We start from the raw sequence: 23,132 nt of genomic DNA, 5'->3' as shown, positions 1-23,132 counted from the left end.
AAGACAATCCGCCCCCAAGTCCCCTCCGTGGGGCCTCTTTGCGTTAGAGGGACCGCAGGCGCCAAAGAACAGCAGTCCCACAGTGAACGGCGCAAATCTGCGTCCGACACCCCGGACGCAAAGCGCCCTCGCTCCAGATAGAACCGAACGTCACCGCTCGAAGGGTTCGCCGAGTGAGGCGATGCCGTTGAGCTTCAGCAGGCGCTTGTCGGCCGATATGATGCCGAGGACGATGATCGTTATGATGTAGGGCAGGCTCGACAGGAGCTGGGAGGGCAAATCAATGCCGGCCGCCTGCGCGGCCAGTCCCATCAGGGAGACGGCACCGAAGAGGCAGGCGCCAAGGAAGATGCGGCCGGTGAGCCAGGTGCCGAAGACGACGAGGGCAATCGCGATCCAGCCTCGACCGGCGATCATGCCGTCGGCCCAGAGCGGGGTGTAGACGATCGCGGCGTAGGCGCCGGCAAAACCGGCCAACATGCCGCCGAAGGCGACTGCGGCGAGCCGGATGCCGTTGACCGAATAACCCAGCGCGTGCGCCGACTTCGGATTTTCGCCAACGGCGCGGATCGTCAGACCCATCCGTGTCCGCGACAGAATGAACCAGACGCCGAGCGTCGCGGCCAGCGCAAGCCAGACGACGACGTCCTGCGCGAACAGGCCGCCGACCACCGGGAGATCGGAGAGGCCCGGTATGGCGAGCTTCGGCAAGGACTTGACCGTCAGGCTCTCATAGGTTTTGCCGAAAAGGGCGGACAGCCCCTGGCCCAGAATGCCGATGGCAAGCCCTGTCGCCACCTGGTTGGCGCGGAAGCCCAGAACGATGAAAGCGAAGATGAGAGCGAGAAGCGTGCCGCAGAGGCCGGCGGCGAGGAAGCCGAGAAGATGGCCGCCGCCGTGATAGGTCACGATGAAGGCGATCGACGCACCGATTGCCATCAGCCCCTCGACGCCCAAGTTGAGGACACCGGCGCGCTCGACGACAAGCTCGCCCAGCGCCGCGAGCAGGAAGGGTGTCGCTGCCGCGAGCATCCCGGCGAGGATGAATTCTGTCGCATTCATTAAGCCGTCCTCCGGCGAGACATATGAGGCCATTCCAGTCGATAGCGGACGAAGGCGACTGCGACGAGATAGGCGAGCAAGAGACTGCCCTGGAAGACGCGGACGGCTGCGATCGGCAGGTCTGCCGAGACCATGGCGTTGTCACCGCCAATATAGAGCGCGGCCATGACGAGCGAGGAGAAGATGATGCCGATCGGATGCAGTCCGCCGAGATAGGCGACGATGATCGCGGCATAACCGTAGCCGGTGGCGATCGAGCGCTGCAGCTGGCCGACCGGGCCTGCGACTTCGGCCGCTCCCGCGAGACCGGCCGCAAAACCGCCGATCAGGAGCGACAGCCAGATCGCCTTCCTTTCGCTGAAGCCCGCAAAGCCGGCGGCGCGCGGGGCGAGGCCTCCGACCTGCAGCTTGAAGCCCATAAAGCTCTTCTGCATGAAGATCCAGGCGACAATCGACAGTACCATTGCGATCACCAGGGACACGTTCACCCGGGTGCGCGGGATCAGAGTCGGGATCGTGGCGTCGAACTGGAACATCACCGACTGCGGGAAGTTGAAGCCGTTCGGGTCTTTCCAGGGGCCGAGCAGCAGGTAATAGAGAAACTGCGCCGCGACCAGGCTCAGCATGAGCGAGACGAGGATCTCGTTGGCATTGAGCCGGGCGCGCCAGAAAGCGGTGAGCGAGGCCCAGAGCGCACCGCCGATGGCGCCGAGGATCAGCATCGAAGGCCAGATCCAGCCGCCGGTCGCCTGCGGATACCAGATCGGGATGGCGGAGGCGAAGATCGCGCCGAGGATGAACTGGCCTTCTGCGCCGATGTTGAAGACCTTGGCGCGGAAACCGATCGCCAGGCCTTGGGCGATGAAAAGCAGCGGGCCCATCTTCAGAAGGACCTCGGAAAAGGAGGACCAGGAGATGAATGGCTCCAGCAGCATCGCATGAATGACGGCGCCGGGCTCCCGGCCCAATAGCATGTAGAGCCCGAGATTGAGCAGTGTGGCGACAGCCACGGCTGCGAGCGGAGCGAGGACTGCCGCCGTCAGCGAGGCGCGTTCGCGGCGCACGACGTGCGGCAGGAGGGCAAGGGCCGGTGCGCTCATGATGCCATCTTTCCGGATGCGTGTTCGGATCCGATCATGTAGCGGCCGACATCTTCGGGTCGCGTGTCCCGCGTCACGAGCGGCTCGCTGAGCGTCCCATGGTGCAGGACCTGGATGAAATCGCTGAGTTCGAACAATTCTTCCAGTTCCTCCGAAATCACGAGGATCGCCATCCCCTCGTTCCGCAGGCCAACCAGGCGGCGGCGAATGGCCGAGGCCGCCCCGATGTCGACGCCCCAGGTCGGCTGGGCGACGAAGAGCAGCTTGGGCGCGAGCATGATCTCGCGACCGACGATGAATTTCTGCAGGTTGCCGCCGGACAGCGAACCGGCCTCGGCATCGGGACCGGAGGTGCGGACGTCATAGTCGCGGATGCAATCGCGTGCGAAAGCTTCGGCTTGGGTCCTGTCCACGAGGCCGCGGCGGACGAGCCCTTGCGGGTGAGCCGTCAGCAGGCCGTTGAGCGTCAACGACATTTCCGGCACCGCGCCGCGGCCGAGACGATCTTCGGGGACGAAGGCGAAGCCGAGCGCGCGGCGGGCGGCAGCGTCGAGCTGGCCGACATCCTTGCCCATCATGAAGATGCGGTCCTGTTCGCCGCCGGGAAGCGTGGTTTCGCCGGAGATCAGCGCCGCCAGTTCGCTCTGTCCGTTTCCGGAGATGCCGGCAATTCCAATGATCTCACCGGCGCGCACGGACAGGCTGATCTTGGAAAGCGGCACTGCGAACGGATCGTCGGGCGTGTAGTCGAGGCCGATGAGTTCGAGACATTTCTCGCCGGGCGGATTGGTGGAGGCCGGCATGGGAGCGGGCATGTCGCGGCCGATCATCATGCGGGCGAGATCATGGGCGTCGTGATCCCGGGGGTCGACATGGCCCGTGACTTCGCCGGCGCGCAGGATGGTTGCACGGTCGCAGAGCGAGCGGATTTCTTCCAGTTTGTGCGAGATGAAAAGAATGGAGACGCCGCCATCGCGGAGTTTGCGAAGCGTGTCGAACAGCTTCTCCACCGCCTGCGGCGGCAGAACCGAAGTCGGTTCGTCGAGAATGAGGAGCTTCGGATCTGTCATCAGGCAGCGGATGATTTCCACCCGCTGGCGCTCGCCGACGGAGAGCGCGTGGACATGGGCAAGCGGATCGACCTCCAGCCCGAAATCTCGGCCGAGCGCACGCATGCGATCGGCGAGTTCTGCCTTCTTGCCCGGCATCACCAGCTGTATATTCTCGACCACGGTCAGGGTCTCGAACAGCGAGAAATGCTGGAACACCATGGCAATGCCCTGACGTCTCGCCTCGGCAGGCGAGGCGAGCGTCAGCGGGTTTCCCTCCCAGGACAGGCTTCCGTCATCGGGCTGTTCGACCCCGTAGATGAGCTTCATCAGGGTCGACTTGCCGGCCCCGTTTTCACCGAGAATCGCGTGAATCGAGTTCGGTGCCACATCCAGGCCAATGTTCCTGTTGGCCTGGATCTGACCGTAGCTCTTGGAGACGCCACGAAGCGACAGGAGGGGCGTGGTCATGCTTACTTCGGCAGCGGCGTTGCGACACCTTTGACGTGCCAGTCCATGGCGACGATGTCGCTGTCGGGCAGGGTGACGCCGGCGGCGACAGCTTCGCTGCCGTCGGCCTTGGTGATCGGGCCGGTGAAGGGCGAGAAGCTGCCGTCTGCGATCTTTGCCTCAAGCTCCTTGATCTTGGTCATCGTGTCGGCCGGGATGTCGGCGTTCCAGTCAACGACCTCGACCACCTTGTCCGCCACGCCGAGGAAGGCATTCTGGCCCTTGAACGTGCCAGCCAGATGGGCATCGACCGAGGCCTTGAAGAAGGGCGACCAGTCGGTGGTGACGCAGCCGAGATATTTCTTCGGCGCGTATTTCTTCATCGAGGAATTGAGGTTGAAGGCGTAGACGCCGGCTTCCTCGCAGGCCGAGATGACGGATGGCGTGTCCTGGGCGTTGGAGAAGATCACGTCGCAATTCTGCGCGATCAGGGCCTTGGCCGCTTCCTGCTCCTTGGCCGGATCGAACCACGAGTTGACCCACACGACTGAAACTTCAATGTTCGGATTGACCGCCTGGGCGCCGAGCGTGAAGGCGTTGATCGAGGTGATCAGTTCGGGAATGGCGAAGGCAGAGACCGAGCCGAGCTTGCCGGTCTTGGAAAGAGCGGCGGCTGCCATGCCGAGCAGGTAAGTGCCCTGGAAGTATTTCGCGGCAAAGGGCGAGAAGTTCGGCGCGACCTGGAAGCCCGATGCATGAAGCACGGTGACCGAAGGATCGCGGCGGGCGATCTGAAGCGCGCCGTTCTGGTAGCCGAACGAGCCGGCGATCAGGACCTTGGCGCCGTCGGCGACGACCTTGTTCATGATGCGGTCGGCATCCGGGCCTTCGGCGACGTTCTCGATGACCGTCACCTTCACCTTGTCGCCATAGGCGGCCTTGATCGGATCGAGACCTGCCGAGAGTGCATGCGCCCAGCCGACATCGCCGACGGGCGAGGGCACGACGAGCGCGATGCCGAGCGGTTCGTCGGCGGCGAAGACCGAACGGCTGGAGAATACGCTGGCGAGGCCGGTCGCAGCGGCCGCCTGCATGAGTGTTCTGCGGGTCAGGTTGGTCATGGTTCTTGTTTCCCTCTTTTGGTTTTTTAGATCGTGATGCGGGCGAGTGCCTCTTCGGCATCCGTAAACAGTTTCGCCTCATCGAGGCCGGAAAACTCGCCGTTCTGCCAGACGATGCGGCCATTGATCATGGTCATGTCGGTCACGGAGCCGACGCCGACGCGCGGGATCAGGCTCAACGGGTCATGGCGCGTGCCGACATAGTCCAGGCGGCGGGTGTCGATGGCGAAGAGATCGGCCGCCATGCCGGGTGCGAGGCGCCCGATGTCCGTGCGGCCAAGCAGGCTAGCGCCGCCGGTGGTGCCGTAGCCGAGGAACTCGGCCGGTAGCGGGACCGGATGCTTGCGGCCCGAGGCGGCGAGGCATTGCAGCATGTAGGCCGAATGCAGGCAGTGCATGAGGTTGGAATTGTCATTGGAGGCGGCACCGTCGCAGCCGAGCCCGACCCGGACACCAAGGGCGGCCATCGCCGGAATATCGGTGATCTCGGCGCCGACCAGGTAGACGGGTTCCGGACAATGGGAAACACCGGTTCCGCTTGCCGCCATCTTCGCAAGTTCGTCGTGGGTCAATTCCCAGCAATGGGCATAGAAGGTGTCGGGGCCGGCAAAGCCGATCTCTTCCAGATAATCGACGGTCCGAAGCCCGTGGCGCGCCTCCATCACCGGGCTTTCGCCTTCGCCGACATGGGTGTGCAGGAAGACACCCTTGTCGCGCGCGAGCGCGACCGATTCCACGAAGGTCTCTCGATAGGAATTGACCGGCTGGCAGGGGGAAACCACGACCTGGCGCATGCTGAAGGGGCCGCCGTCGTGATAGGCGTCGATCAGGCGGGCGCAGTCGGCGATGAATTCATCCGTCGTCTCGAGCATCTCGTCGGGGATGGTCGAGCCTTCGGACTTGGGCAGGGTATTGCCACCGCGGCCGGCATGAAAGCGGATGCCGAAGAGATCGGCCGCCTCGAATTGCCGGTCGATCAGCCGTTTTCCGGCATGACGGGGAAAATTGTACTGGTGGTCGAAGGCCGTCGTGCATCCGTGCTTGATGAGTTCGGCCATGGCGGTGACCGAGGAATGATAGAAGCAGTCCTCGGTCAGGCGCGAAAAGATCGGGTAGATGCGATCCAGCCATTCGATGACCGAAAGGGCCGTCCAGTCGAGTTCGGCGTGATTTCTGACGAAGCACTGGAAGAAGTGGTGATGCGTGTTGACGAGGCCCGGATAGACGAACCAGCCCGTCGCATCCCTGACCTCTGTACCGACCGGCATTGGTCGATCGGCAAGGCCTTTGCCGATCGCCTTGATCGCCGGACCTTCGGTCAAAAGGTCCACTTCGCGCAGAACCGCCGGACCAGCGCCGTCATCGACAATGACCGCTGCGCAGTTCTGGAGGAGATAGCCGCCCATCTCAGGCCTCCGTCATATCAGGCTCGGGCTTCAGGTCGTGAAGGCGGTGGATGCCGGGCATCTCGATGAAGCCGTCGAGTGAGCGAAGCGCTCGCGACCACAGGCGGATCATCGGATAGGGGTCGAGCAGGACATTGCCGTCCGGCGCCAGCGCCACATAGGGGAAGCAGGCAATGTCGGCGATCGTCGGATGGTCGGCGCTGAGGAAGCGCTGGCCACGCTCGGCCTGTTCGAAGAGGCCGAGCTCAAGCTCCCTGAGCGCAGCAACTCCCTTGGCCTGGAGGCTTTCGATGTCGCCCGGAACGAGCAGCATCTGGTGCAGCCGGGCGCCGCCGAGGGAGGTGGTCAGGCGCGCGGAGAAGGCGAGCCACTGCTGGGTCCTTGCGGTTTCTTCCGCGGAGGCATTGCCAAGCCAGCCCGGTGCCGTCTTCGCGGCGATATAGGCGAGCATGGCGGACGATTCCGTCAAGAGCAGATCGCCGTCTTCGAGGATCGGGATCGTTCCGGCCGGGTTGAGCGCCAGCATTTCAGCGCTGCGATGCTCACCGCCGGGATGAAAGTCGACCGGACGCAGTTCGAGTTTGACGCCTGCCAGCGCGGCCATGAGGCGCACCTTGTAGCAGCTGGGCGAAAGGACGTAGTCGTAGAGCTTCATTATTGCGCCACCAGTTGCGCGCCATAGGTATAGTTGTGCCGCTTGAGCCAGCGCCGATAGGCGACCGAGGTCAGATCGGCCCTGGTCGGGATTTCCATGCCAGGATCCAGCGGCAGCAAGGCCGGGATCTGGTTTTCGAGGATCGAGCGGTCCTGCAGGAAGATTGTTTGCTGGAAGTGGATGAGATCGGTCATGGATGACGTGTCATCGAAGAGTGCCATCCAGGGCCAGACGTCGCAAATATCCTCGCCGATCGGTTGAACGAAGAGGGTGATGACATCCCATTCATCCGGTCGCGGCGGGCAGGTCTTGTAGAGGATCGAGCAGGTTGGTGCCGGCACGCGATACATGTATTCGGTGGTGATGCCGCCCGCCGCCGATTTTGCGGCCCGCGGCTGGTAGAATTCCACCTGCGTCGCCCAGACCTCGTCTACATCCTCGCGAATCTCGACCTTGTAGTTTTGCACTTCCGTATGAGGCTCAGAGCCGAGGATGTCGGTATGGACGAAGGGGAAATGGGCAATGTCGAGGAAATTCTCCACCGCCCGCAGCGGTGAGCAGCGGACCCGGACCACGCCGACATCGACGAGACGTCGGCCCGGCTGATCGGCTTCGGGGATGTCGAAGAGTTCGTGCCCCGGAGTGCCGAGCGAGGTCCAGACATGGCCATAACGCACGCGAACGGGAAGAGCGTCACCCCGGGCGTTCGTCACGGTCGCCGTGCCGCCCTCGCCGAGGGCGACCTTCACGGGTTCGCCCATCAAGACGGTGTCGTAGTCGGCGGTCGCTAGCTGGCTGAACATTGCGACCGGATACCACTCGTCCAGCATTCCCTTCCTGCTCATGGGCGTTCTCCTTCCACGGAGACGGTCTCGGCGCGGCGGCGCAGCGCCTCGGCAAACCGCGAGGCGGCTATCCGTTCCCCAGGCGTCGACTCGGTGGCGAGCAGGACATGCATGAGCGTCTGTCCATCGCACAGATCGGACAGAAGAAGACAGAGCCCGCCCAACGCATCGGCCGGCCTCAGCAGACCGTCCGCGCCCGCGCTCGCACCGGCTGCCGCCTCGATCGCGCCTATCGTCGCGGCGACGGTCAGCGACCGGACGGGCGAAAGCCCATCGAGCTTCGCCGGTGTGCCTTCGGGCGTGTCCTTGCCGATCCAGACAAGGCCATTCTGTTCAATCACGGGGAAGGTCGCGACGCGGATTGCTTCCGGCGGCGTGAGGCCCGGATGGGCCGGGATGCTCAGACAGTTGCCGGCCTTGGCATAACGCCAGCCGTGATAGATGCAGGAGAGAGCCTCGCCACGCACGAAGCCGTGGGAAAGCCGCATCCCCCGGTGAGGGCAACGATCGGCGGAAGCGGCGGCCTGGCCGGAGGCGCCGCGCCAGATAGCGATGGTTTCGGCACCGATACGGGCCGGCATGACCGTTTTTGCCGGAAGATCGGCAGAGAGTGCGACTGGCGTCCATCGGCCCGTCGTGCCGGAGTGCATGTTGAATTATCCTAAAAAAATCATAGAGCTAACGCTGGTCGTCGGTCTGCTCTGGCTACCTTCGGCCCGTCGTTGAAAGACAAGTTTGCATAACTATTGCTCAATGGCAATGAGTGATCAAAAAAAGCGCAAAATCTTCAGGGGCGGCGAGATCTAGACGGTGTGGTCGCCTGGTTTCAGGCGGTCGATACTCTCCACCCAGGCGTCTATCGGGCCTAGCATGCAACCCATTTCCATCATGTCGATCAGTTCGTCGGGGCCGACAAGGTCGAGCTCGATCCTGTCTGGCGATACATGCGCGATGATGGGAGAAAGGCCCAGTTTGGATGCGTGACGACCGATCCACGGAAGAAAGGAATCGGGCAGAAGCTCTCCGACGATAACCATCCGCTGCTTCTGCAGTTCGTTCGCTTCTTTCGCCATTCACACCGGCTCCCCTTATGTCGAGGGCAAGTCACATCAAAATCGCGGTGAATGCAAGCGGAGGTGGTCGATCTCCTCTCCCGGAGGCAGGTTGACATCTGCGACGTACCGGGTGTTGGAACAAGGGTTCGTGCTCCCGGAGAAAAGAGCCTGGCGCCCAGACCTGACGCGATCGCCATCTCTGATGGAGGTCCCGGGCCGCTCGCGCCCTGCAGCCTGTCCAAGCGGCACCGTGAGACGCGGCCGCGAATATCCCGCTATCTGGCCCTTAAGGGCGGCGACACTGTCCGGCCGACATTCCGGGGCGTTGGCCGGTCCCTCCCGTATTGGATTGACCTGCGGGTTTCGTTAGATCATCGGAAAGAAGCCCCAGTAGAAGAGCCCGCGCTCATCTGCCGGGGCCGTCCTGGCATGATCCGGCTTTGTGGGTTCGGCGGCGTGGGACAAATCGCTGTCTTCTCGGCTGTCGGTTTCCGGAGCCGCCTTCTTCTGTCCGCGCTTGAGGTCGAACAGTCCGAAGCCGAAGGAATTGATTGCGAGAGGCATGCGTCTTCTTCCTTTGTGGGGCGAGTTTCATCGCGTGGATGTGGCTGCTCTCAATGCGTGGTCGTCTCTGGCGCGGGGCGGAAGCGGATTTCGGTGGGTGTCCGGTTCGGCGTGGCGCGATGACGGCTCGCATTTCTCAGTAGGTCAAGCAAATCATAGCCGCCGGTCCAACGTCCGAAACCGCTCCCGATATTGACATGTCCGGCTGCGCCGATATCGATGAGTGCGCTTTTCCAGCTTCCGGCCACCGCCTTGACCTTGTCGAAGGACATGTAGGGGTCGTTTAGGCTGGCGACGACCAGGCTCGGGAAGGGAAGCGGATCGAGCGGCATGTCGCCGAATTTCAGCACGCAGGGATGCAGGGCTTCCGTCGCGACGAGATCGCAAGGTGCGACCAGGAGTGCGCCGCGAATCTTCTTCACATGCGGGCTTCTCACCATGTTGGCGGTCAGTAGACAGCCGAGGCTGTGGGCGACAATCCAGGCGCCATCGCTCCCGTCAAGCGCAGCTTCCAGGTTATCACGCCAGTCCGCGAGCCTCGGGCAAGTCCAGTCGTCCTGCTCGACGAACACGGCATTCTGGTTGTCTCGGGCCCAGTGCCATTGCCAATGACCTTCCCCCGATCCGTTCAGTCCGGGGAGAATGAAAGTCTCTGCGTCGCCGGTCGGGTGCGTTCGCATGGTGATGGCCGTCCTCGGTCCTTGATAACGATGGCCGATCATCGCGAAAATCGGCGGTCTTCTTAAGCAAGCAAAATTTATTATATACAAAAAATATAGAATTTGATTTCGAAAGGGGATCTGATCAGCACCGGCGCCGTAGAAGGAGCGTCGTGGAGACGCTTTGCCAGCGCCGCTCGCAGCTGCCGACACTCTTCGCACGAAATCTGTTGCGGCCTCTCAGTTGTTCAAGATGCAGTCTGTCAAATGAGGAGACCGAAGATGTGTTTCATCCGGACGGTCGCGTCTGGCCGGACAGCCGCCCTGTTTGCCGGATCAGTCTGAGGATCCGGAACATGGGGAGGCCGGTCCAGGTTTGGATGTGTTTAAGCCGGCTTCTGTTGCGGTGCGCAATCGGCGCCTTCTGCGAGGCTGTAATTTGGGCAAGGTGTTCAAAGTTTGAGCATTTTGCAAAATAAAATACCTATTACATAAATTTACTAGATTTATGATCGTGACAGTTCCGCATCGGCCCAAGCGATGGGACTTTCACGCAAGCAGGAGATTTCATGTCGAACTTTTCGAAACTCAACCGTCTCGCCGCGATTGCCTTGATGGCGGCAACGGCCCTGTCGGCCGGCATCGCCAACGCTGGCGAGACTCTGGACAAGATCAAGGGACGCGGCCTCATCAAGGTCGGCGTCGGCACGACGCCGGGCTTCTTCTCGCCCGGCAGCGACGGTCGCTGGAACGGCTTCTTCGTCGACTACGGCCGCGCGCTGGCCATTACCGTCTTCAACGACCCCGAAAAGGTTGAGTTCACCAACTCCTCGCCGCAGCAGCGCCTGCCGGCGCTGCAGTCGGGCGAGTACGACATCCTGCTGTCGGGCGTGACGCAGACCATCACCCGCGCCTTCAAGCTCGGCTTCCATTTCGGTCCGGTGGTCTTCTATGACGGCCAGGGTCTGCTGGTCCGCAAGGATCTCGGCGTGAGCAAGGGCACTGAACTTGACGGCGCCACCATCGGCGTCCAGAGCGGCACGACGGGCGAGCTGAACATTGCCGACTTCTTCCGCAAGACCGGCAAGAAGTTCACCCCGGTGACGATCGAGGAAACAGGCGAATTTGTCAAAGCCCTCGAATCCGGCCGTGTCGATGCGCTGACCCAGGACTCCACCGACCTTGCCGGCAAGCGGACGCAGCTCAAGAACCCGGATGAGTACGTCCTGCTGCCGGAGCGCCTGTCCAAGGAGCCGCTTGCCCCGGCGATCCGCGCCGGCGACGACCAGTGGCTGGAAATCGTCAACTGGACCGTCTACGCCACCATCCAGGCTGAGGAGCTCGGCATCACCAAGGCCAATGTCGACGAGTTCCTGAAGAGCGAAGACCCCGCGATCCAGCGCTTCCTCGGCGTGGATCCGTCGCTTGGCGAGGCCATCGGCCTCGATCCGAAGTTCGCCTACAACATCATCAAGACGGTGGGCAATTACGGCGAGATCTTCGATCGCAACATCGGCAAGGGAACGTCGCTCAATCTGGAGCGTGGCTACAACAATCTCTGGACGAATGGTGGTCTTCTCTATTCTCCGCCCTTCCGTTGATCGCGTCGGGGAAACCTCATGACAATCAAAGTCCTGCCGGGTCCGAAAGGGCCCGGCTTGCTCATAAGGGTTTCTGAGTGGATCGGGCCGCTGCCGTTGCGGCAACTCGCCCTTCTCGCCGGCATCCTGCTCGCCTTCTGGTACTTCGGCTCCAACACGCTCGCCAACATGCAGCGGGTTGGGCTGGCGCCGGGCTTTTCGTTTCTTTTCCAACAGGCAAACTTCGAGATCGGCGAGAGCCTGAATGGGTATCAGGCCGGTGACAGTTATGCCTGGGCACTGGTCGCGGGTGTTGCCAACACGGCAAAGGTGGCGCTGCTCGGCTGCGTTCTTGCCACGGTGCTGGGCGTCGTCCTCGGGATCGCCCGGCTGGCTGGAAATCCGCTGCTTTCCTCGCTGATCCGTGGCTATGTCGAGATCCTGCGTGGCACCCCGCTGCTGCTGCAGCTTTTCCTCTGGACCGGCCTGTTCCAGAGCCTGCCGGCGCCTCGCAATGCCGTCACTTTGCTGGATCTCGCATTTCTCAGCAATCGGGGGATCTTCGTTCCGTCGGTCACCCTCGGCGACCTTTCCGCGTTGATCTGGCTCCCGGCGCTCGTCCTTTATGTCGGCACTCTGGTCCTCGCAGCCCGACGACTCTTCATGGGCCGCAGCTTCTATGTTTCGAAGAGCGTGGCATTCATCGGCGCCTCGATCTGCTTCCTGCTCGCCGTCCTCGCGCTTTCCGGCCATGCGCCCGGGATCGAGGTTCCGGCGCGGGGCGGCTTCAACATCCGGGGCGGCTGGTCGCTCACACCTGAGTTTGCTGCGCTTCTTGCAGGGCTCACCGTCAATGCGTCGGCCACCATTTCGGAGATCGTTCGAAGCGGAATCCAATCAGTGCAGAACGGCCAGTGGGAGGCCGCGCGCGCACTCGGCTTGAAGCCGGGCCAGATCATGCGGCTGGTGGTCCTGCCGCAGGCGCTGCGCGTCATCACGCCGCTGATGACCTCGAGCTATCTCGACCTGACGAAGAATTCGAGCCTTGCCGTGGCGATCGGCTTCCCGGATCTGGTGAGCGTTGCCAACACCACCGCCAACACGACCGGGCAGGTGATCGAGGTGATCGCCCTGATCATGGTCGTCTACCTTGCCATCAACCTCGCGGTCTCGGCGCTGATGAACCAGTACAATCACAGGATTGCCCTGAAGGGTGCCCATCCCCGATGACGCTCGTTTCCCTCTCCCAGCCGCTACGTCCCAGAGCCGCACGCATGCGTCTCAAGCCCCTGTTCTCAAGCCCGGTGAACGGCGCGATCACGCTGGTCTTGCTTGGCCTGATCCTGTGGATCGGGCGTCCTGTCCTCCATTGGGCCGTTCTGGATGCGGTCTGGATGGGAACTGCCCAAGACTGTGCCGCCAGCGATGCGGGAGCGTGCTGGGTATTCGTCGGGGAGAAACTGCGTTTCATCCTCTTTGCCTTCTTCCCGCAGGACCTGCAATGGCGGCCGGCGCTCGCGACCGTCGCGGTTCTGGTGCTGCTGGGCTGTTCGGCTGTGCCGCGGTTCTGGAGTACCCGCCTGATTGCGGTGTGGATTGTCGCCCTGACTGCCGCATGCCTGCTGGTCTCCGGCGTGATCGCACCCCCGATCGTCTCCACCAATCATTGGGGCGGACTGCCGATCACCGTCTTCGTGTCGATCATGGGCCTCGGCTTCGCCTTTCCGCTGGCAGTCCTGCTGGCGCTTGCGAGGCGGTCGCGCATGCGCATCCTGCGTCTGCTGGCGGTCACCTATATCGAGGTCTTGCGCGCTGTGCCGATGATCGTCGTGCTCTACGTGGCGATGCTGATCGTGCCGATGGCACTGCCGGCCGGCGCACTGGTCGACAAGCTGTTGCGCGCGCAGATTGGCATCACGCTGTTTGCCTCCGCCTATCTCGCGGAGATCATCCGCGCCGGCCTGCAGGCCCTGCCTGCAGGTCAGGGCGACGCGGCCTCCGCCCTCGGGCTGACCTACTGGCAGACCGCGCGCCTGGTGATCCTGCCGCAGGCGTTGCGCGCGGTGATCCCCGCCATCGTGAACCTGTCGGTCGGCATTCTGCTCAACACGTCGCTGCTCACCGTCATCGGCATCTACGACTTGCTCAATGCGGCGAAGTCATCTGCCACCGATCCGCAATGGCTGGGCTTCTACACCGAGGCCTATGTGCTCGTGGCGGCAATCTATTTCGCGTTCAGTTTCTGTGCGTCGCGCTACAGCCTCTGGCTCGAACGGCATCTGCGCGCAGGCGGCCATCATTGAGGCGCAGACTCGATGTTCCGCGGAGAACGATTTCGGCCGGCCGACTTCGACCGCCTCGACGACGCCACCCATGCTCAAGACCGCAATACCAGATGAAGGGTGAAACCGATGACAAGCAGCGATCTTCCGGCCCCTGACTACGCCCGCAACATGAAGCTGGTCGGCCACAGCGACATCGGAGGGCGCGGCGATGGGCTGCAGCTGATGCTGCATCGTGGGTATGCCTATATCGGCCCCCCTGGTCGCGCGGATTTTCGATCGTCGATGTCCGCGATCCGAAGCACCCGCGCACGGTCACGTATGTCGAGGCGCCGGCCAATATCTGGAACATCCATCTGCAGACCCATGACGATCTGCTGCTGGTGGTCAATGCGCTCGATCTTTTTGCCGCTGTGACCCTGCCCTTCGGTGTCGTCAGATCCCAGGTCACGCCGGTCCTTTCGAAGCGTTGCACCGGCGTGCATTCGAGCACATGGCCGCCGTCGCGCCGCAGGCCTTCGCCGAGAGAGCGGACATAGCCGGCGGGCTGCAGCATCACGGTGCCTGGCGTGAATAGGCCCGAGATATAGTGGCGGCTGCCGGTCACCTTATGCATGGCCTTCGCGTCGAGCATTTCCCCCTCTCGCCGAGGGTCGCGAGGTGCGACGCGTAGCTCAGGTTCCGGTGATGACCCGCTGTACTCGCCGCACCGTTGATCTTTCCGGCCGGGTCGAAGAAGGGGAGGTTGATCCCATATTCCTCGACATTGGCGCGGGCGAAGGCAATCGCCATGCGGTTGAGGGCAATCATCCGCCTGTCCGCGGCAAGGCCCTTGCCAGTGTGGTCGTCGGAGGAGAGATCGTGCGGAAGATCGATCATGAAACCGGTATTGCGGCCGGAGGCGGCTTCTGCCAGCCGACTGGCGTCGAGCACCGCGATCCTCGTTGCCGGATCATTTTCCAGAAGGCGGCGCACGGCTGCGGGCACAGCGTCGGCAGTCGTCCAAAGCAATCACATGCCGCTTGCAGAGTGTGTGTGATGGCGGTGCTGGAACGGCAAGGGGGCTTCCGGTGCGATGCACACCGTCAGGGACCGGTCGGCGTCAGCGAAGCCCGAGTTCCCGATGTGACCGGCGAAGCTTCGCGGGGGTAATCTCGTATGTGCGCTTGAACCAGTTGACGAGATGGGCGCAGTCGGAGAAGCCGCATTCGTAGGCGATCTGGGCGATGGACCGGTCGCTGTTGAGAACCATCCATCGCGCCGCCTTGAGACGCATCTGGCGCCAGTACTGGCTCGGCGCCAGCTGAAGGTGCTTTTGGAAAAGGCGAGACAGTTCGCGCTCCGAGGTCCCGACGCTCGCAGCGATCTCGGCGACCGAGCAGAGTTCGTACATCTTTTGTCGCATCAGGCCGATCGCATTGGCGACGCGGCGATCGTCGCAGTTCAGGCCGAGGTCATGCTCCTCGATCACGCCGTCCTTGTCGAAGCCATGATCGCCGAGGAGATAGTGATAGGCCTTGTGTGCCCGGGACTCGCCGCAGGCATTGGAGACCAGATACATGGCGAGCTTGATCGATGCGAGGCCGCCGGGACAGGTAATGATGTTTCCGTCGGCCACGACGGGCCGATCCGTGACGGGAATGATGTCCGGAAAATTCTGGCGCAGAGCCCCGGCCAGGGCGAAATGAACGGCGCATCTTTTCCCGGCGAGGAGACCCATTTCTGCCAGAATGAAACTGCCCGAACAGTTGCCGGCCACCGGTATCCCATGGCGGGCGGCGGTGGCGACGAACGCGTAGAGCTCTGGCGGTGTCGTCTGCTCGCCGTGCAAAATGCCCCCGTGCACGACGATGAAGTCATAGTCCCGCGGGTCGGCATAGACGCCTCCCGGGATCATCTCCAGACCGCAGCTTGCCCTGACCGGATCGAGATTGTGCGACAGCAGATCCCAGTCGCAATAGATACGCCTGCTGAAGTCGCTTTCGTCGCCCGCCAGGCGAAGGAAGTCGGTGAAGCAGGCTAGCGGCATCAGGGTGAAGTTCGGCGTGACGACGATCCCGACGCGTAGTGGCGCGGCAACCTCGGGCGAGGGTCTGCTCGGCCCCAATTGGGAATAGTCGTGCGGCAAGCTGCACAGTCTCCGGGCCATAATCGAATTTGTCCGAAACATACAATACGGCAGCCAGCAAGACAAATAGCTTCGAACTGGCATTGGCGGGGGCTTAGCAGGCGAATCCGGAATTCAAGCTCTCTGTGGCGCCTGTGACAAGGGGTGCCGCCGATGTCGGGGTCATTGGGAGGTGGCAGATGAGGTCCGTTGCGAAACACAAAACTGTAGATAGCGGACCAGATTCCCTTCGATCGGCTGCCTGCCAGAACCGCCCGGATGGGCGAACGAAATTGGCGGTGACAGCGTTCTGCCGACGGCCTGCCACCCTTCCAGCCGGCATTGTCCGGACGTCATGTCACTGAAACAGGATCTCCTCATGATCGCTCTTTTTCCGAAGACCTTCTCGGAGGTAACCCTTGCAGGGCACACCCTGCGCAACAGGATCGTGTTCGGCGCCCACACGGCCAACATGTCCGTGAACGGACTGCCCGGCGATCAGACGATTGCCTATTATGTCGAGCGGGCCATCGGGGGCGCGGCCATGATCGTCGTGGAGCCGATGCCGGTCCATCCCGCCGCGGTCCTGACGCGCGGAAACTTCAGGACGTGCGACGACTCGGTGATCCCGGCATTCCGGAAGCTGACGGACAGCGTCAAGCAGCACGGCGCGGTCGTGCTCCAGCAACTCTATCACGTCGGTAGCCATGGGGATTCCGACCTGTCCTTCCACGCCCACTGGTCTCCTTCGGGCGGCCCCAGCTATCACGACAGCGACGGCTCCCATGCGATGACCGAGGCGGAGATCGAGGAAACGATCACGGCTTTCGTCAATGCAGCACTGCGCTGCAAGGCCGCGGGCTTCGATGGCGTGGAGGTATGGGCGGCCTATGGCGGGCTTCTCGACCAGTTCTGGACCCCCTTCTACAATCGCCGCGAGGATCGCTGGGGCGGCAGTCTCGAGAACAGAATGCGTTTCTCGCGGGAGATCCTGACTCGCATCCGCCAGACCTGCGGTCCGGGTTTCATCGTCGGGCTGGCCGTCAGTGATGAGCCGAGCTGTCCGACCGCACTCAACCGCGACCAGTTGACCGAGATCGTTTCCGGTCTGGATCAGGACCACCTCATCGACTACGTCACCTGCGGGTCCGGCGGCTATTTCGACTATGGAAGCCTGATGCCGACCTTTCTCTATCCCGAGCGATTGGGAACGTCGTTGTCCGCCCGCCTCAAGCAGGCTGTCCGGCACGCGCTGGTCACGGCGGAGAGCCATATCCGGACACCGGAGAATGCCGAGATCACGATCGGCGAGGGCTCTGCTGATCTTGTCTCCATCGTCCGCGGCCAGATCGCCGACCCGCATCTGGCGAACAAGGCGCGGCAGGGTACGCCCGAAGACATCCGGGGCTGCCTCTCCTGCAACCAGATGTGCTGGGGCCGACGCTCCCGCGACTACTGGATCAGCTGTCTCATCAACCCCTCGGTCGGACGTGAGGCCGAGTGGGGCGGCGACCGGTTCGAACGGGTTGCCGATCCCCGGACCGTGTTGGTCGTGGGGGGCGGACCCGCGGGGCTCGAGGCGGCGCGCGTCGCTGCAGAGCGAGGCCACAAGGTCGTGCTCGCCGAGGCATCGGATCGGCTTGGCGGGGCGTTCCGTCTGGCTGGCGAACAGCCGCGGCGGGCACAGATCCTCGATCTCATCCGCTGGTACGAAACCCGCTTCGAAAAGCTCGGTGTCGAGATACGCCTGAACACCTATGTAGAGGGAAGCGACGTTGCCGCGATCGGGGCGGATACAGTCGTACTGGCGACCGGATCCCAACCGCAGGACAACGGGTTCCAGAAGGCGATGCCGGACCGGGCCTCTCTCGTCGGTATCGAGCGCGGAAACGTTCACTCGGCCGAGAGCGTGATGGCGCGCCAGGCGCGGCTTGGATCGCGGGTCGTTGTCGTCGACGAGACGGGTGGCTGGAAGGGTTGCGGTACGGCGTGGAAGCTTGCCGAACAGGGCCATCAGGTGGTGCTCGTTACGCCCGATGCCCTCGTCGGAAAGGAACTGCAGCGAACTGCGGCCGATATTGCCCTGCGCCGGACACTGAGCGGGCTCGGTGTTCAGTTCCGCACGGAAACCAGCGTCGAGAGTTGGCAGGGCAATTCCGCGACGCTCCGTTCGCATCTGACCGGCGCGAACGAGGTGATCGATGCGGACAGTCTGGTGTTTGCCACGACGAATGTCACGGCAAACTGGCTGGCGCTCGAACTGGCCGAGCTCGGCATCACCTTCGTCGAAATCGGGGACGGCGTCGCGCCGCGGCAGGCGCCCTATGCCTTCTACGAGGGGCGTCGCGCTGCAATGGCGATCGGGCGCAGCTAGGTGAACAGCGAGAGGGGCGGGCGTTGCTGTGCGGGTGATCAGCCGGAACGACCGCCTTTCCCGGGCGGCCGTTCCGGCGCGGCGGAGCGTACAGTCTCCCGCGACGATGCCGGGGTGATAGGTGTAGCGCGAGCGCTCGAGGATGCGGTCGCTATCTCCGTCCGGAACGCGCCGGATCGTGGTGCCCATCGGGAGGGCCGGCGTCGCCGCCCATTTGCGATGACCCGGCAATAGATCGGGGGCGAGCCTGCGGGTCATCGAGGCAAAGGTGAAGATGTGGAGCATCCGGCCCCTGATAAGGCCGTTGCATCCCGCGAAGAGTGCGAACGGGACGAGATGATCGGCGCCGTTCATCACGGGCAGGCCCGTGCGAATGTGCGAGGCTTGCTTGCCAAGGTCGCCACTGCTGTTCTTGACGGCGCAGAAATTCGGAATTTCACAGAGCTCCCGGAGCAGTGTCGGCGTGACTGTCACGCCGACGGCGTGGGGAACGTTGTAGCCGATGACGGGAAGCCCCGCGCCAGCACGACGAAATCATCGATGCGGTCGCCAACCATGACGCCGATCGCGCCGAGACGCTGGTGCGCAAACACTTGGATCTGTCACGGAAGAACATGGCGATGTATGCGGCGCCAGAAGGCATGCAGATACCGCTCGGCGTTTAGCTGTGGAGTCTCAAGAGGTTGTGTCGGTTGAGGCCGACGCGACGGATAGAAGTTTTTGAGTTCAGGCTGCCGTATGGCAGAGCCATTTGTATTGGTAAGGCCAGATTGGCCGTTCAGCAGCGCGGCGCTCAAAGGCCAGATAGGCATACGGCCTATGCCACTCTCGCAGGGCTGCCTGGATGAAGCGCCCCGCCATTCCAGTGGTCTTTGCGTTGTCGGGCCTGGTCTAGACACGCCTGATGTCGAGCGTGCGGCGGGCCTCGGCAAAGGCTTTCGATCTGTGACACGAGTTGTTGTCGGTCATGATGCGGGTGAGCGTGGTGCCGAGGCAGGCATAGCAGGCGACCGGGGCTCTGGGGAAAAACGGAAACACTCATTTCGCTTTCGGGCCGATCGTTAGCCGCGCGTTCCGAATTCGTCCTGAAAAGATGGAGGCGATGCCGGGGAGCGTGTTGCGAACGGTTCCAGCGCCGTGAGGTTCCGGCGGAGGAGCCGAGCGGTGCAACGCCGCTTTCGAGCACACCAGTCCGGGGAGAGGCTAGCTCTCACGTATCCTCGAAGCCAAACGGGGCCACTGTCCGGCGATAGTCATCGACCAGTATTTGGCGGCCGATCGGCGGCTCTGCGCGGGAGGTGCATGTCGCACGTTGACAGAGGCGGCAGGCCATGCCGACGGGCGTGGGCGTACGATCCGTTTCAGGACGGACATAGACGAGGCGCTCAGCGTGCTGCGCATCGCAAACCAGCGCTACAGCTCGGTCAACCCGAGTGACACCGAATGCTCCTCCTCCAGCGCTGACCGTGCGTGCGATCGAGAAAAACTTCTGCCCGTCCGGAAACTCAAGCCATTGCGTCACGATCTCGCCGGGTGTGCGGAAGACCTGGTGCACGTTCCAGAGCGGGCAGCCGCCTCCATAGGTCGAAAACGGGAAGTGAGCGCCATCCAGCCGCTTGGATACGTTGCCAGCCGAATCGATGCGAACGAAGAAGAACGGAATGCGTTCCTGCCCGGGTTTCTGAAGGGTCGTAAGCCGATGAGCCGTCTGCTCGAAACTCGTGCCGAATTGACGCGACAGCGCTGCCAGATCGTACCGTTTTGCTTCGACGGCTTTCGCAAACGCCGAGTAAGGCATGAGCAAGGCAGCGGCGCAGTAGCTCGCCAATGCCCTGTGCGTCAGGCGCTCGCTCGCCTGATCCGTAAAGCCGCCCTCGTGAACCGCGGCGGCAATTTCTCTGCCAAACTCCAGATAGGCAAGTTGCTGAGCCAGCTGAAACTGCTGGCTCGCCATGTCGAGCGACTCGTCGAGAAGTATCTGTTTGCGGTGCAGATCGTGCCTTCGCAGCGAGTCCGACATCACTGAAGACGGCAGTCTTCGTATCCGAAGCCCGTGCCTTTCGGTCAAATAGGCAGTCATGCCGCCCTTCTCGGCGACCGTCGTGGCCAGGCGCTCGGCGATGGTGTCGAGGTTCGGAAAGCTGTTTCGACGCGCAGCGAGGAAGCGGCGTGTCGCCGCCACCGGATCGATCACAGATGAACTGCCGCCGCGCTGATCGGGAAGGCGGTCGGCCAGGGCCAACTGCTCCTCCCGGTAGGTCGTGTAAAGGCGCAGCATCGCCTCACTGAACGCGGGAAAGCTGCTGGCAACTTCGGCAATCTCCGTTGCCGCGAAGTCGATATCGGCGAAGATCGGATCCTTCATGACGGTCTGGAGGCGCGCCGCATGATCCGCGCCGCCATCACCGGCGAGATCAGACATGTCGATCTTGTAGGACCGCGCCAGCCGAAGCAGGATCTCCGCCGTGACGGGACGGTGGTTGCGCTCCATCAGCGCGATATAGGAAGGCGAGATCTCGAGGTCGCTCGCCATTTCGTTTTGGGTCAGGCCGAGATTGCGCCGCAGCCTGCGCAAACGGGTACCGAGATAGACGCCCTGCTTTTCCGCCATCGCTCGACTCCTTCTTTACAACATTACAAGCAAGTTTTGTAAAGTATGACAAGTGCACATCATGCCCTCTCCTGTCCCTTCCGCCGATCGGATATCACTCACCCATCGAATTGAAGGGAGTGCTCTGATGGCCTACACAACTGATCTTGCGAAAATCGACAACCTGATCGCTGCCAATCCGAACTGGAGCGGCATCACCTCCGAAGCCGTTGCCCGGATGCGGCTGCAGAACCGGTTCAAGACGGGTCTCGATATCGCCCGCTACACCGCCGACATCATGCGTCGCGACATGGCTGCCTACGATGCCGATCCGGCCAACTACACCCAGTCGCTGGGTTGCTGGCACGGCTTCATCGGCCAGCAGAAGATGATCTCGATCAAGAAGCATTTCGGCTCGACCAAGGGTCGCTATCTTTACCTCTCCGGCTGGATGGTTGCCGCTCTTCGCTCCGAATTCGGTCCGCTTCCGGACCAGTCGATGCATGAAAAGACCAGCGTCCCGGCGCTGATCGAAGAACTTTACACCTTCCTGCGTCAGGCGGATGCCCGCGAACTCGGCATGCTGTTCCGTGATATCGACGCCGCCCGTGCCGCCGGCGACATCGCCCGCGAAAAGCAGCTGCAGCAGCAGGTCGAAAACTACCAGACGCACGTCGTTCCGATCATCGCCGACATCGACGCCGGTTTCGGCAATGCGGAAGCCACCTATCTGCTTGCCAAGAAGATGATCGAGGCGGGCGCGTGTGCCCTTCAGATCGAAAACCAGGTTTCCGATGAGAAGCAGTGCGGCCACCAGGACGGCAAGGTCACCGTTCCGCATGAAGACTTCATCGCGAAGATCCGTGCCTGCCGTTACGCCTTCCTGGAGATGGGCGTCGACAACGGAATCATCGTCGCCCGTACCGATTCCCTCGGCGCCGGCCTGACCAAGCAGATCGCCTTCAGCAAGGAACCCGGCGACATCGGCGACCTTTACAACGCCTTCCTCGATTGCGAGGAAGTTGCCGACGCCAGCAGCATCAACGGCGATGTCATCATCAATCGCGGTGGCAAGCTGATGCGCCCGAAGCGCCTGCCGTCCAATCTTTACCAGTTCCGCGAGGGGACCGGTGCAGACCGCTGCGTTCTCGATTGCATCACCTCGCTGAACAATGGCGCCGACCTGCTGTGGATCGAGACGGAAAAGCCCCATATCGAGCAGATCGCCGGCATGGTTGACCGCGTCCGCGAAGTCATCCCGAACGCAAAGCTCGTCTACAACAACTCGCCGTCGTTCAACTGGACGCTCAACTTCCGCCAGCAGGTCTTCGATGCCTGGGTCAAGGAAGGCAAGGATGTCTCGGCTTACGACCGCGCCAAGTTGATGAGCGTCGACTACGATGCGACCGAACTCGGGGCAGAGGCTGATGAAAAGATCCGGACCTTCCAGCGCGACGCCGCAAAGCGCGCCGGCATCTTCCATCATCTGATCACCCTGCCGACCTACCACACGGCAGCCCTGTCGACCGACAATCTCGCCAAGGAATACTTCGGCGATGCCGGTATGCTCGGTTACGTCAAGGGCGTTCAGCGCAAGGAAATCCGCGAAGGGATCGCCTGCGTCAAGCACCAGAACATGGCGGGCTCGGACCTCGGCGACGATCACAAGGAATACTTCGCCGGTGAAGCGGCCCTCAAGGCTGGCGGTGCCCATAACACCATGAACCAGTTTGCCGCCTAAACCTAACTTCCTGCGGGACGCATCGCGATGCGTCCCGCAACAGGGCTCCTGGACTTCAAAGAGCGTGTGAGCAGATCAGTCTGATTGCTGTTGGTCCTATCGCCGGGGACGGTGAAGTCCTCTTTCATTCACAGCCTCCCCTCGAAACAACCAACCGCTCGTTGCCTCAGGCCAAGACCGGCAGACGTTTCACGCATCATCTGCAAAGAGCGGCAAATGCGTACCCTATTCGCCGACCAGTCCGTCGAAGACTTCAAGCATGGCTTCGCTGATCGCCTTGCCGAGGGCGGCGGCGGTTTGTGCGAGCGCCTCTTCGTCCATGTCGCGGGCGGCGAGCGCGAAGGCGGCGCCTTCTGCCGTGACAATCTCCTGCGCCCGCTGGATTGCCCACAAGGCAAAGTCGCCGCGACCATTGATTTCCACCGTTTCCATGTCTGTTCTCCGCGGTTGTCCGAAGCGATGCCTTACCGCGATCTCTTCGAGGTTTGAAGA

Annotated in this window: 22 protein-coding genes and 3 pseudogenes; 7 read left to right on the top strand and 18 right to left on the bottom strand. The window is 62.5% G+C overall.

What is annotated here, in order from left to right; translation table 11 throughout:
* Positions 1-150: 150 nt before the first annotated feature.
* The 11 genes from ACX93L_RS21090 to ACX93L_RS21040 form a co-directional block, all read right to left on the bottom strand.
* Positions 151-1,062 (bottom strand): ABC transporter permease, encoded by a 912-nt coding sequence (locus ACX93L_RS21090; protein WP_459406668.1) that lies wholly within the window; start codon positions 1,060-1,062, stop codon positions 151-153.
* Positions 1,062-2,162, bottom strand: coding sequence for an ABC transporter permease (locus ACX93L_RS21085; protein ID WP_459406667.1), 1,101 nt, complete (start codon positions 2,160-2,162; stop codon positions 1,062-1,064). The genes ACX93L_RS21090 and ACX93L_RS21085 overlap by 1 nt, the downstream gene beginning before the upstream one ends.
* On the bottom strand, positions 2,159-3,682 hold the full coding sequence (locus tag ACX93L_RS21080; protein ID WP_459406666.1) for an ABC transporter ATP-binding protein: 1,524 nt from the start codon (positions 3,680-3,682) through the stop codon (positions 2,159-2,161). Before ACX93L_RS21080 ends, ACX93L_RS21085 begins: the two co-directional genes overlap by 4 nt.
* 2 nt (positions 3,683-3,684) lie before the next feature.
* On the bottom strand, positions 3,685-4,782 hold the full coding sequence (locus tag ACX93L_RS21075; RefSeq protein ID WP_459406665.1) for a BMP family ABC transporter substrate-binding protein: 1,098 nt from the start codon (positions 4,780-4,782) through the stop codon (positions 3,685-3,687).
* Between the two features lie 26 nt (positions 4,783-4,808).
* Positions 4,809-6,188, bottom strand: coding sequence for an amidohydrolase (locus ACX93L_RS21070; protein WP_459406664.1), 1,380 nt, complete (start codon positions 6,186-6,188; stop codon positions 4,809-4,811).
* A 1-nt stretch (position 6,189) separates the two neighbouring features.
* The gene (locus ACX93L_RS21065) at positions 6,190-6,843 is read right to left on the bottom strand and encodes a glutathione S-transferase family protein (RefSeq protein ID WP_459406663.1); all 654 of its coding nucleotides are present in this window, start codon (positions 6,841-6,843) and stop codon (positions 6,190-6,192) included.
* The gene (locus tag ACX93L_RS21060; RefSeq protein ID WP_459406662.1) at positions 6,843-7,688 is read right to left on the bottom strand and encodes an aromatic ring-hydroxylating dioxygenase subunit alpha; all 846 of its coding nucleotides are present in this window, start codon (positions 7,686-7,688) and stop codon (positions 6,843-6,845) included. Before ACX93L_RS21060 ends, ACX93L_RS21065 begins: the two co-directional genes overlap by 1 nt.
* Positions 7,685-8,338 carry a Rieske 2Fe-2S domain-containing protein gene (locus ACX93L_RS21055; RefSeq protein WP_459406661.1) on the bottom strand — a complete coding sequence of 218 codons (654 nt, stop codon included), beginning with the start codon at positions 8,336-8,338 and terminating at the stop codon, positions 7,685-7,687. The genes ACX93L_RS21060 and ACX93L_RS21055 overlap by 4 nt, the downstream gene beginning before the upstream one ends.
* Before the next feature lie 153 nt (positions 8,339-8,491).
* Entirely contained in the window at positions 8,492-8,761 is a 270-nt protein-coding gene (locus tag ACX93L_RS21050) for an acylphosphatase (RefSeq protein ID WP_459406660.1), read from the bottom strand.
* A gap of 348 nt (positions 8,762-9,109) precedes the next feature.
* On the bottom strand, positions 9,110-9,307 hold the full coding sequence (locus ACX93L_RS21045; RefSeq protein ID WP_459406659.1) for a hypothetical protein: 198 nt from the start codon (positions 9,305-9,307) through the stop codon (positions 9,110-9,112).
* A gap of 50 nt (positions 9,308-9,357) precedes the next feature.
* Positions 9,358-9,987 (bottom strand): RBBP9/YdeN family alpha/beta hydrolase, encoded by a 630-nt coding sequence (locus ACX93L_RS21040; RefSeq protein ID WP_459406658.1) that lies wholly within the window; start codon positions 9,985-9,987, stop codon positions 9,358-9,360.
* 593 nt (positions 9,988-10,580) lie between these two features.
* Between ACX93L_RS21040 and ACX93L_RS21035 the strand changes: the two genes are divergently transcribed.
* The 4 genes and pseudogenes from ACX93L_RS21035 to ACX93L_RS21020 form a co-directional block, all read left to right on the top strand.
* Entirely contained in the window at positions 10,581-11,567 is a 987-nt protein-coding gene (locus tag ACX93L_RS21035) for an amino acid ABC transporter substrate-binding protein (protein ID WP_459406687.1), read from the top strand.
* An 18-nt stretch (positions 11,568-11,585) separates the two neighbouring features.
* Complete coding sequence (locus tag ACX93L_RS21030) at positions 11,586-12,776, top strand: amino acid ABC transporter permease (RefSeq protein WP_459406657.1); 1,191 nt, start codon at positions 11,586-11,588, stop codon at positions 12,774-12,776.
* Between the two features lie 44 nt (positions 12,777-12,820).
* Positions 12,821-13,849: an amino acid ABC transporter permease gene (locus ACX93L_RS21025; RefSeq protein ID WP_459406656.1), complete on the top strand. Its 1,029-nt coding sequence runs from the start codon at positions 12,821-12,823 to the stop codon at positions 13,847-13,849.
* A 108-nt stretch (positions 13,850-13,957) separates the two neighbouring features.
* Positions 13,958-14,244, top strand: a pseudogene (locus ACX93L_RS21020) (hypothetical protein); the annotation flags it as partial.
* A 50-nt stretch (positions 14,245-14,294) separates the two neighbouring features.
* On the opposite strand, the pseudogene ACX93L_RS21015 reads toward ACX93L_RS21020, so the two are convergent.
* The 3 genes and pseudogenes from ACX93L_RS21015 to ACX93L_RS21005 all read right to left on the bottom strand — a co-directional run.
* Positions 14,295-14,444: pseudogene (locus ACX93L_RS21015) on the bottom strand (FAD-dependent oxidoreductase); the annotation flags it as partial.
* Positions 14,432-14,761 carry a hypothetical protein gene (locus ACX93L_RS21010; protein ID WP_459406655.1) on the bottom strand — a complete coding sequence of 110 codons (330 nt, stop codon included), beginning with the start codon at positions 14,759-14,761 and terminating at the stop codon, positions 14,432-14,434. The pseudogene ACX93L_RS21015 and the gene ACX93L_RS21010, both read right to left, overlap by 13 nt.
* Positions 14,762-14,930: 169 nt before the next feature.
* On the bottom strand, positions 14,931-15,956 hold the full coding sequence (locus ACX93L_RS21005) for a GlxA family transcriptional regulator (protein WP_459406654.1): 1,026 nt from the start codon (positions 15,954-15,956) through the stop codon (positions 14,931-14,933).
* Positions 15,957-16,314: 358 nt separating this feature from the next.
* Here ACX93L_RS21005 and ACX93L_RS21000 point away from each other — a divergent pair, with 358 nt between their 5' ends.
* A complete protein-coding gene (locus ACX93L_RS21000; protein WP_459406653.1) occupies positions 16,315-18,309 on the top strand; it encodes an oxidoreductase in 1,995 nt (664 codons plus the stop codon).
* 288 nt (positions 18,310-18,597) lie between these two features.
* Here ACX93L_RS21000 and ACX93L_RS20995 read toward each other — a convergent pair.
* A pseudogene (locus ACX93L_RS20995) lies at positions 18,598-18,834 on the bottom strand (dihydrodipicolinate synthase family protein); the annotation flags it as partial.
* Between the two features lie 8 nt (positions 18,835-18,842).
* Here ACX93L_RS20995 and ACX93L_RS20990 point away from each other — a divergent pair.
* Positions 18,843-18,974: a hypothetical protein gene (locus ACX93L_RS20990; RefSeq protein WP_459406686.1), complete on the top strand. Its 132-nt coding sequence runs from the start codon at positions 18,843-18,845 to the stop codon at positions 18,972-18,974.
* 226 nt (positions 18,975-19,200) lie between these two features.
* Here the strand turns inward: ACX93L_RS20990 and ACX93L_RS20985 are convergent, their stop codons facing one another.
* Both ACX93L_RS20985 and ACX93L_RS20980 read right to left on the bottom strand, forming a co-directional pair.
* A complete protein-coding gene (locus ACX93L_RS20985) occupies positions 19,201-19,347 on the bottom strand; it encodes a hypothetical protein (protein ID WP_459406652.1) in 147 nt (48 codons plus the stop codon).
* A 172-nt stretch (positions 19,348-19,519) separates the two neighbouring features.
* Positions 19,520-20,920, bottom strand: a complete 1,401-nt coding sequence (locus ACX93L_RS20980; protein WP_459406651.1) for a helix-turn-helix domain-containing protein — start codon at positions 20,918-20,920, stop codon at positions 19,520-19,522.
* Positions 20,921-21,047: 127 nt separating this feature from the next.
* Between ACX93L_RS20980 and ACX93L_RS20975 the strand changes: the two genes are divergently transcribed.
* Positions 21,048-22,640 carry an isocitrate lyase gene (locus ACX93L_RS20975; RefSeq protein ID WP_459406650.1) on the top strand — a complete coding sequence of 531 codons (1,593 nt, stop codon included), beginning with the start codon at positions 21,048-21,050 and terminating at the stop codon, positions 22,638-22,640.
* A gap of 225 nt (positions 22,641-22,865) precedes the next feature.
* On the opposite strand, the gene ACX93L_RS20970 is transcribed toward ACX93L_RS20975, so the two are convergent.
* The gene (locus ACX93L_RS20970; protein WP_459406649.1) at positions 22,866-23,072 is read right to left on the bottom strand and encodes a hypothetical protein; all 207 of its coding nucleotides are present in this window, start codon (positions 23,070-23,072) and stop codon (positions 22,866-22,868) included.
* Between the last annotated feature and the right edge of the window lie 60 nt (positions 23,073-23,132).

It is taken from the genome of Rhizobium sp. CAU 1783, assembly GCF_054551725.1.
This window is presented reverse-complemented; position numbering and strand designations above follow the sequence as displayed.

What these genes read in the sequence shown, in the direction of transcription:
- ACX93L_RS21090 (WP_459406668.1), bottom strand. Translation starts at nt 1,062, where the DNA reads ATGAATGCGACAGAATTCATCCTCGCCGGGATGCTCGCGGCAGCGACA.
- ACX93L_RS21085 (WP_459406667.1), bottom strand. Translation starts at nt 2,162, where the DNA reads ATGAGCGCACCGGCCCTTGCCCTCCTGCCGCACGTCGTGCGCCGCGAA.
- ACX93L_RS21080 (WP_459406666.1), bottom strand. Translation starts at nt 3,682, where the DNA reads ATGACCACGCCCCTCCTGTCGCTTCGTGGCGTCTCCAAGAGCTACGGT.
- ACX93L_RS21075 (WP_459406665.1), bottom strand. Translation starts at nt 4,782, where the DNA reads ATGACCAACCTGACCCGCAGAACACTCATGCAGGCGGCCGCTGCGACC.
- ACX93L_RS21070 (WP_459406664.1), bottom strand. Translation starts at nt 6,188, where the DNA reads ATGGGCGGCTATCTCCTCCAGAACTGCGCAGCGGTCATTGTCGATGAC.
- ACX93L_RS21065 (WP_459406663.1), bottom strand. Translation starts at nt 6,843, where the DNA reads ATGAAGCTCTACGACTACGTCCTTTCGCCCAGCTGCTACAAGGTGCGC.
- ACX93L_RS21060 (WP_459406662.1), bottom strand. Translation starts at nt 7,688, where the DNA reads ATGAGCAGGAAGGGAATGCTGGACGAGTGGTATCCGGTCGCAATGTTC.
- ACX93L_RS21055 (WP_459406661.1), bottom strand. Translation starts at nt 8,338, where the DNA reads ATGCACTCCGGCACGACGGGCCGATGGACGCCAGTCGCACTCTCTGCC.
- ACX93L_RS21050 (WP_459406660.1), bottom strand. Translation starts at nt 8,761, where the DNA reads ATGGCGAAAGAAGCGAACGAACTGCAGAAGCAGCGGATGGTTATCGTC.
- ACX93L_RS21045 (WP_459406659.1), bottom strand. Translation starts at nt 9,307, where the DNA reads ATGCCTCTCGCAATCAATTCCTTCGGCTTCGGACTGTTCGACCTCAAG.
- ACX93L_RS21040 (WP_459406658.1), bottom strand. Translation starts at nt 9,987, where the DNA reads ATGCGAACGCACCCGACCGGCGACGCAGAGACTTTCATTCTCCCCGGA.
- ACX93L_RS21035 (WP_459406687.1), top strand. Translation starts at nt 10,581, where the DNA reads ATGGCGGCAACGGCCCTGTCGGCCGGCATCGCCAACGCTGGCGAGACT.
- ACX93L_RS21030 (WP_459406657.1), top strand. Translation starts at nt 11,586, where the DNA reads ATGACAATCAAAGTCCTGCCGGGTCCGAAAGGGCCCGGCTTGCTCATA.
- ACX93L_RS21025 (WP_459406656.1), top strand. Translation starts at nt 12,821, where the DNA reads ATGCGTCTCAAGCCCCTGTTCTCAAGCCCGGTGAACGGCGCGATCACG.
- ACX93L_RS21000 (WP_459406653.1), top strand. Translation starts at nt 16,315, where the DNA reads ATGATCGCTCTTTTTCCGAAGACCTTCTCGGAGGTAACCCTTGCAGGG.
- ACX93L_RS20980 (WP_459406651.1), bottom strand. Translation starts at nt 20,920, where the DNA reads ATGGCGGAAAAGCAGGGCGTCTATCTCGGTACCCGTTTGCGCAGGCTG.
- ACX93L_RS20975 (WP_459406650.1), top strand. Translation starts at nt 21,048, where the DNA reads ATGGCCTACACAACTGATCTTGCGAAAATCGACAACCTGATCGCTGCC.
- ACX93L_RS20970 (WP_459406649.1), bottom strand. Translation starts at nt 23,072, where the DNA reads ATGGAAACGGTGGAAATCAATGGTCGCGGCGACTTTGCCTTGTGGGCA.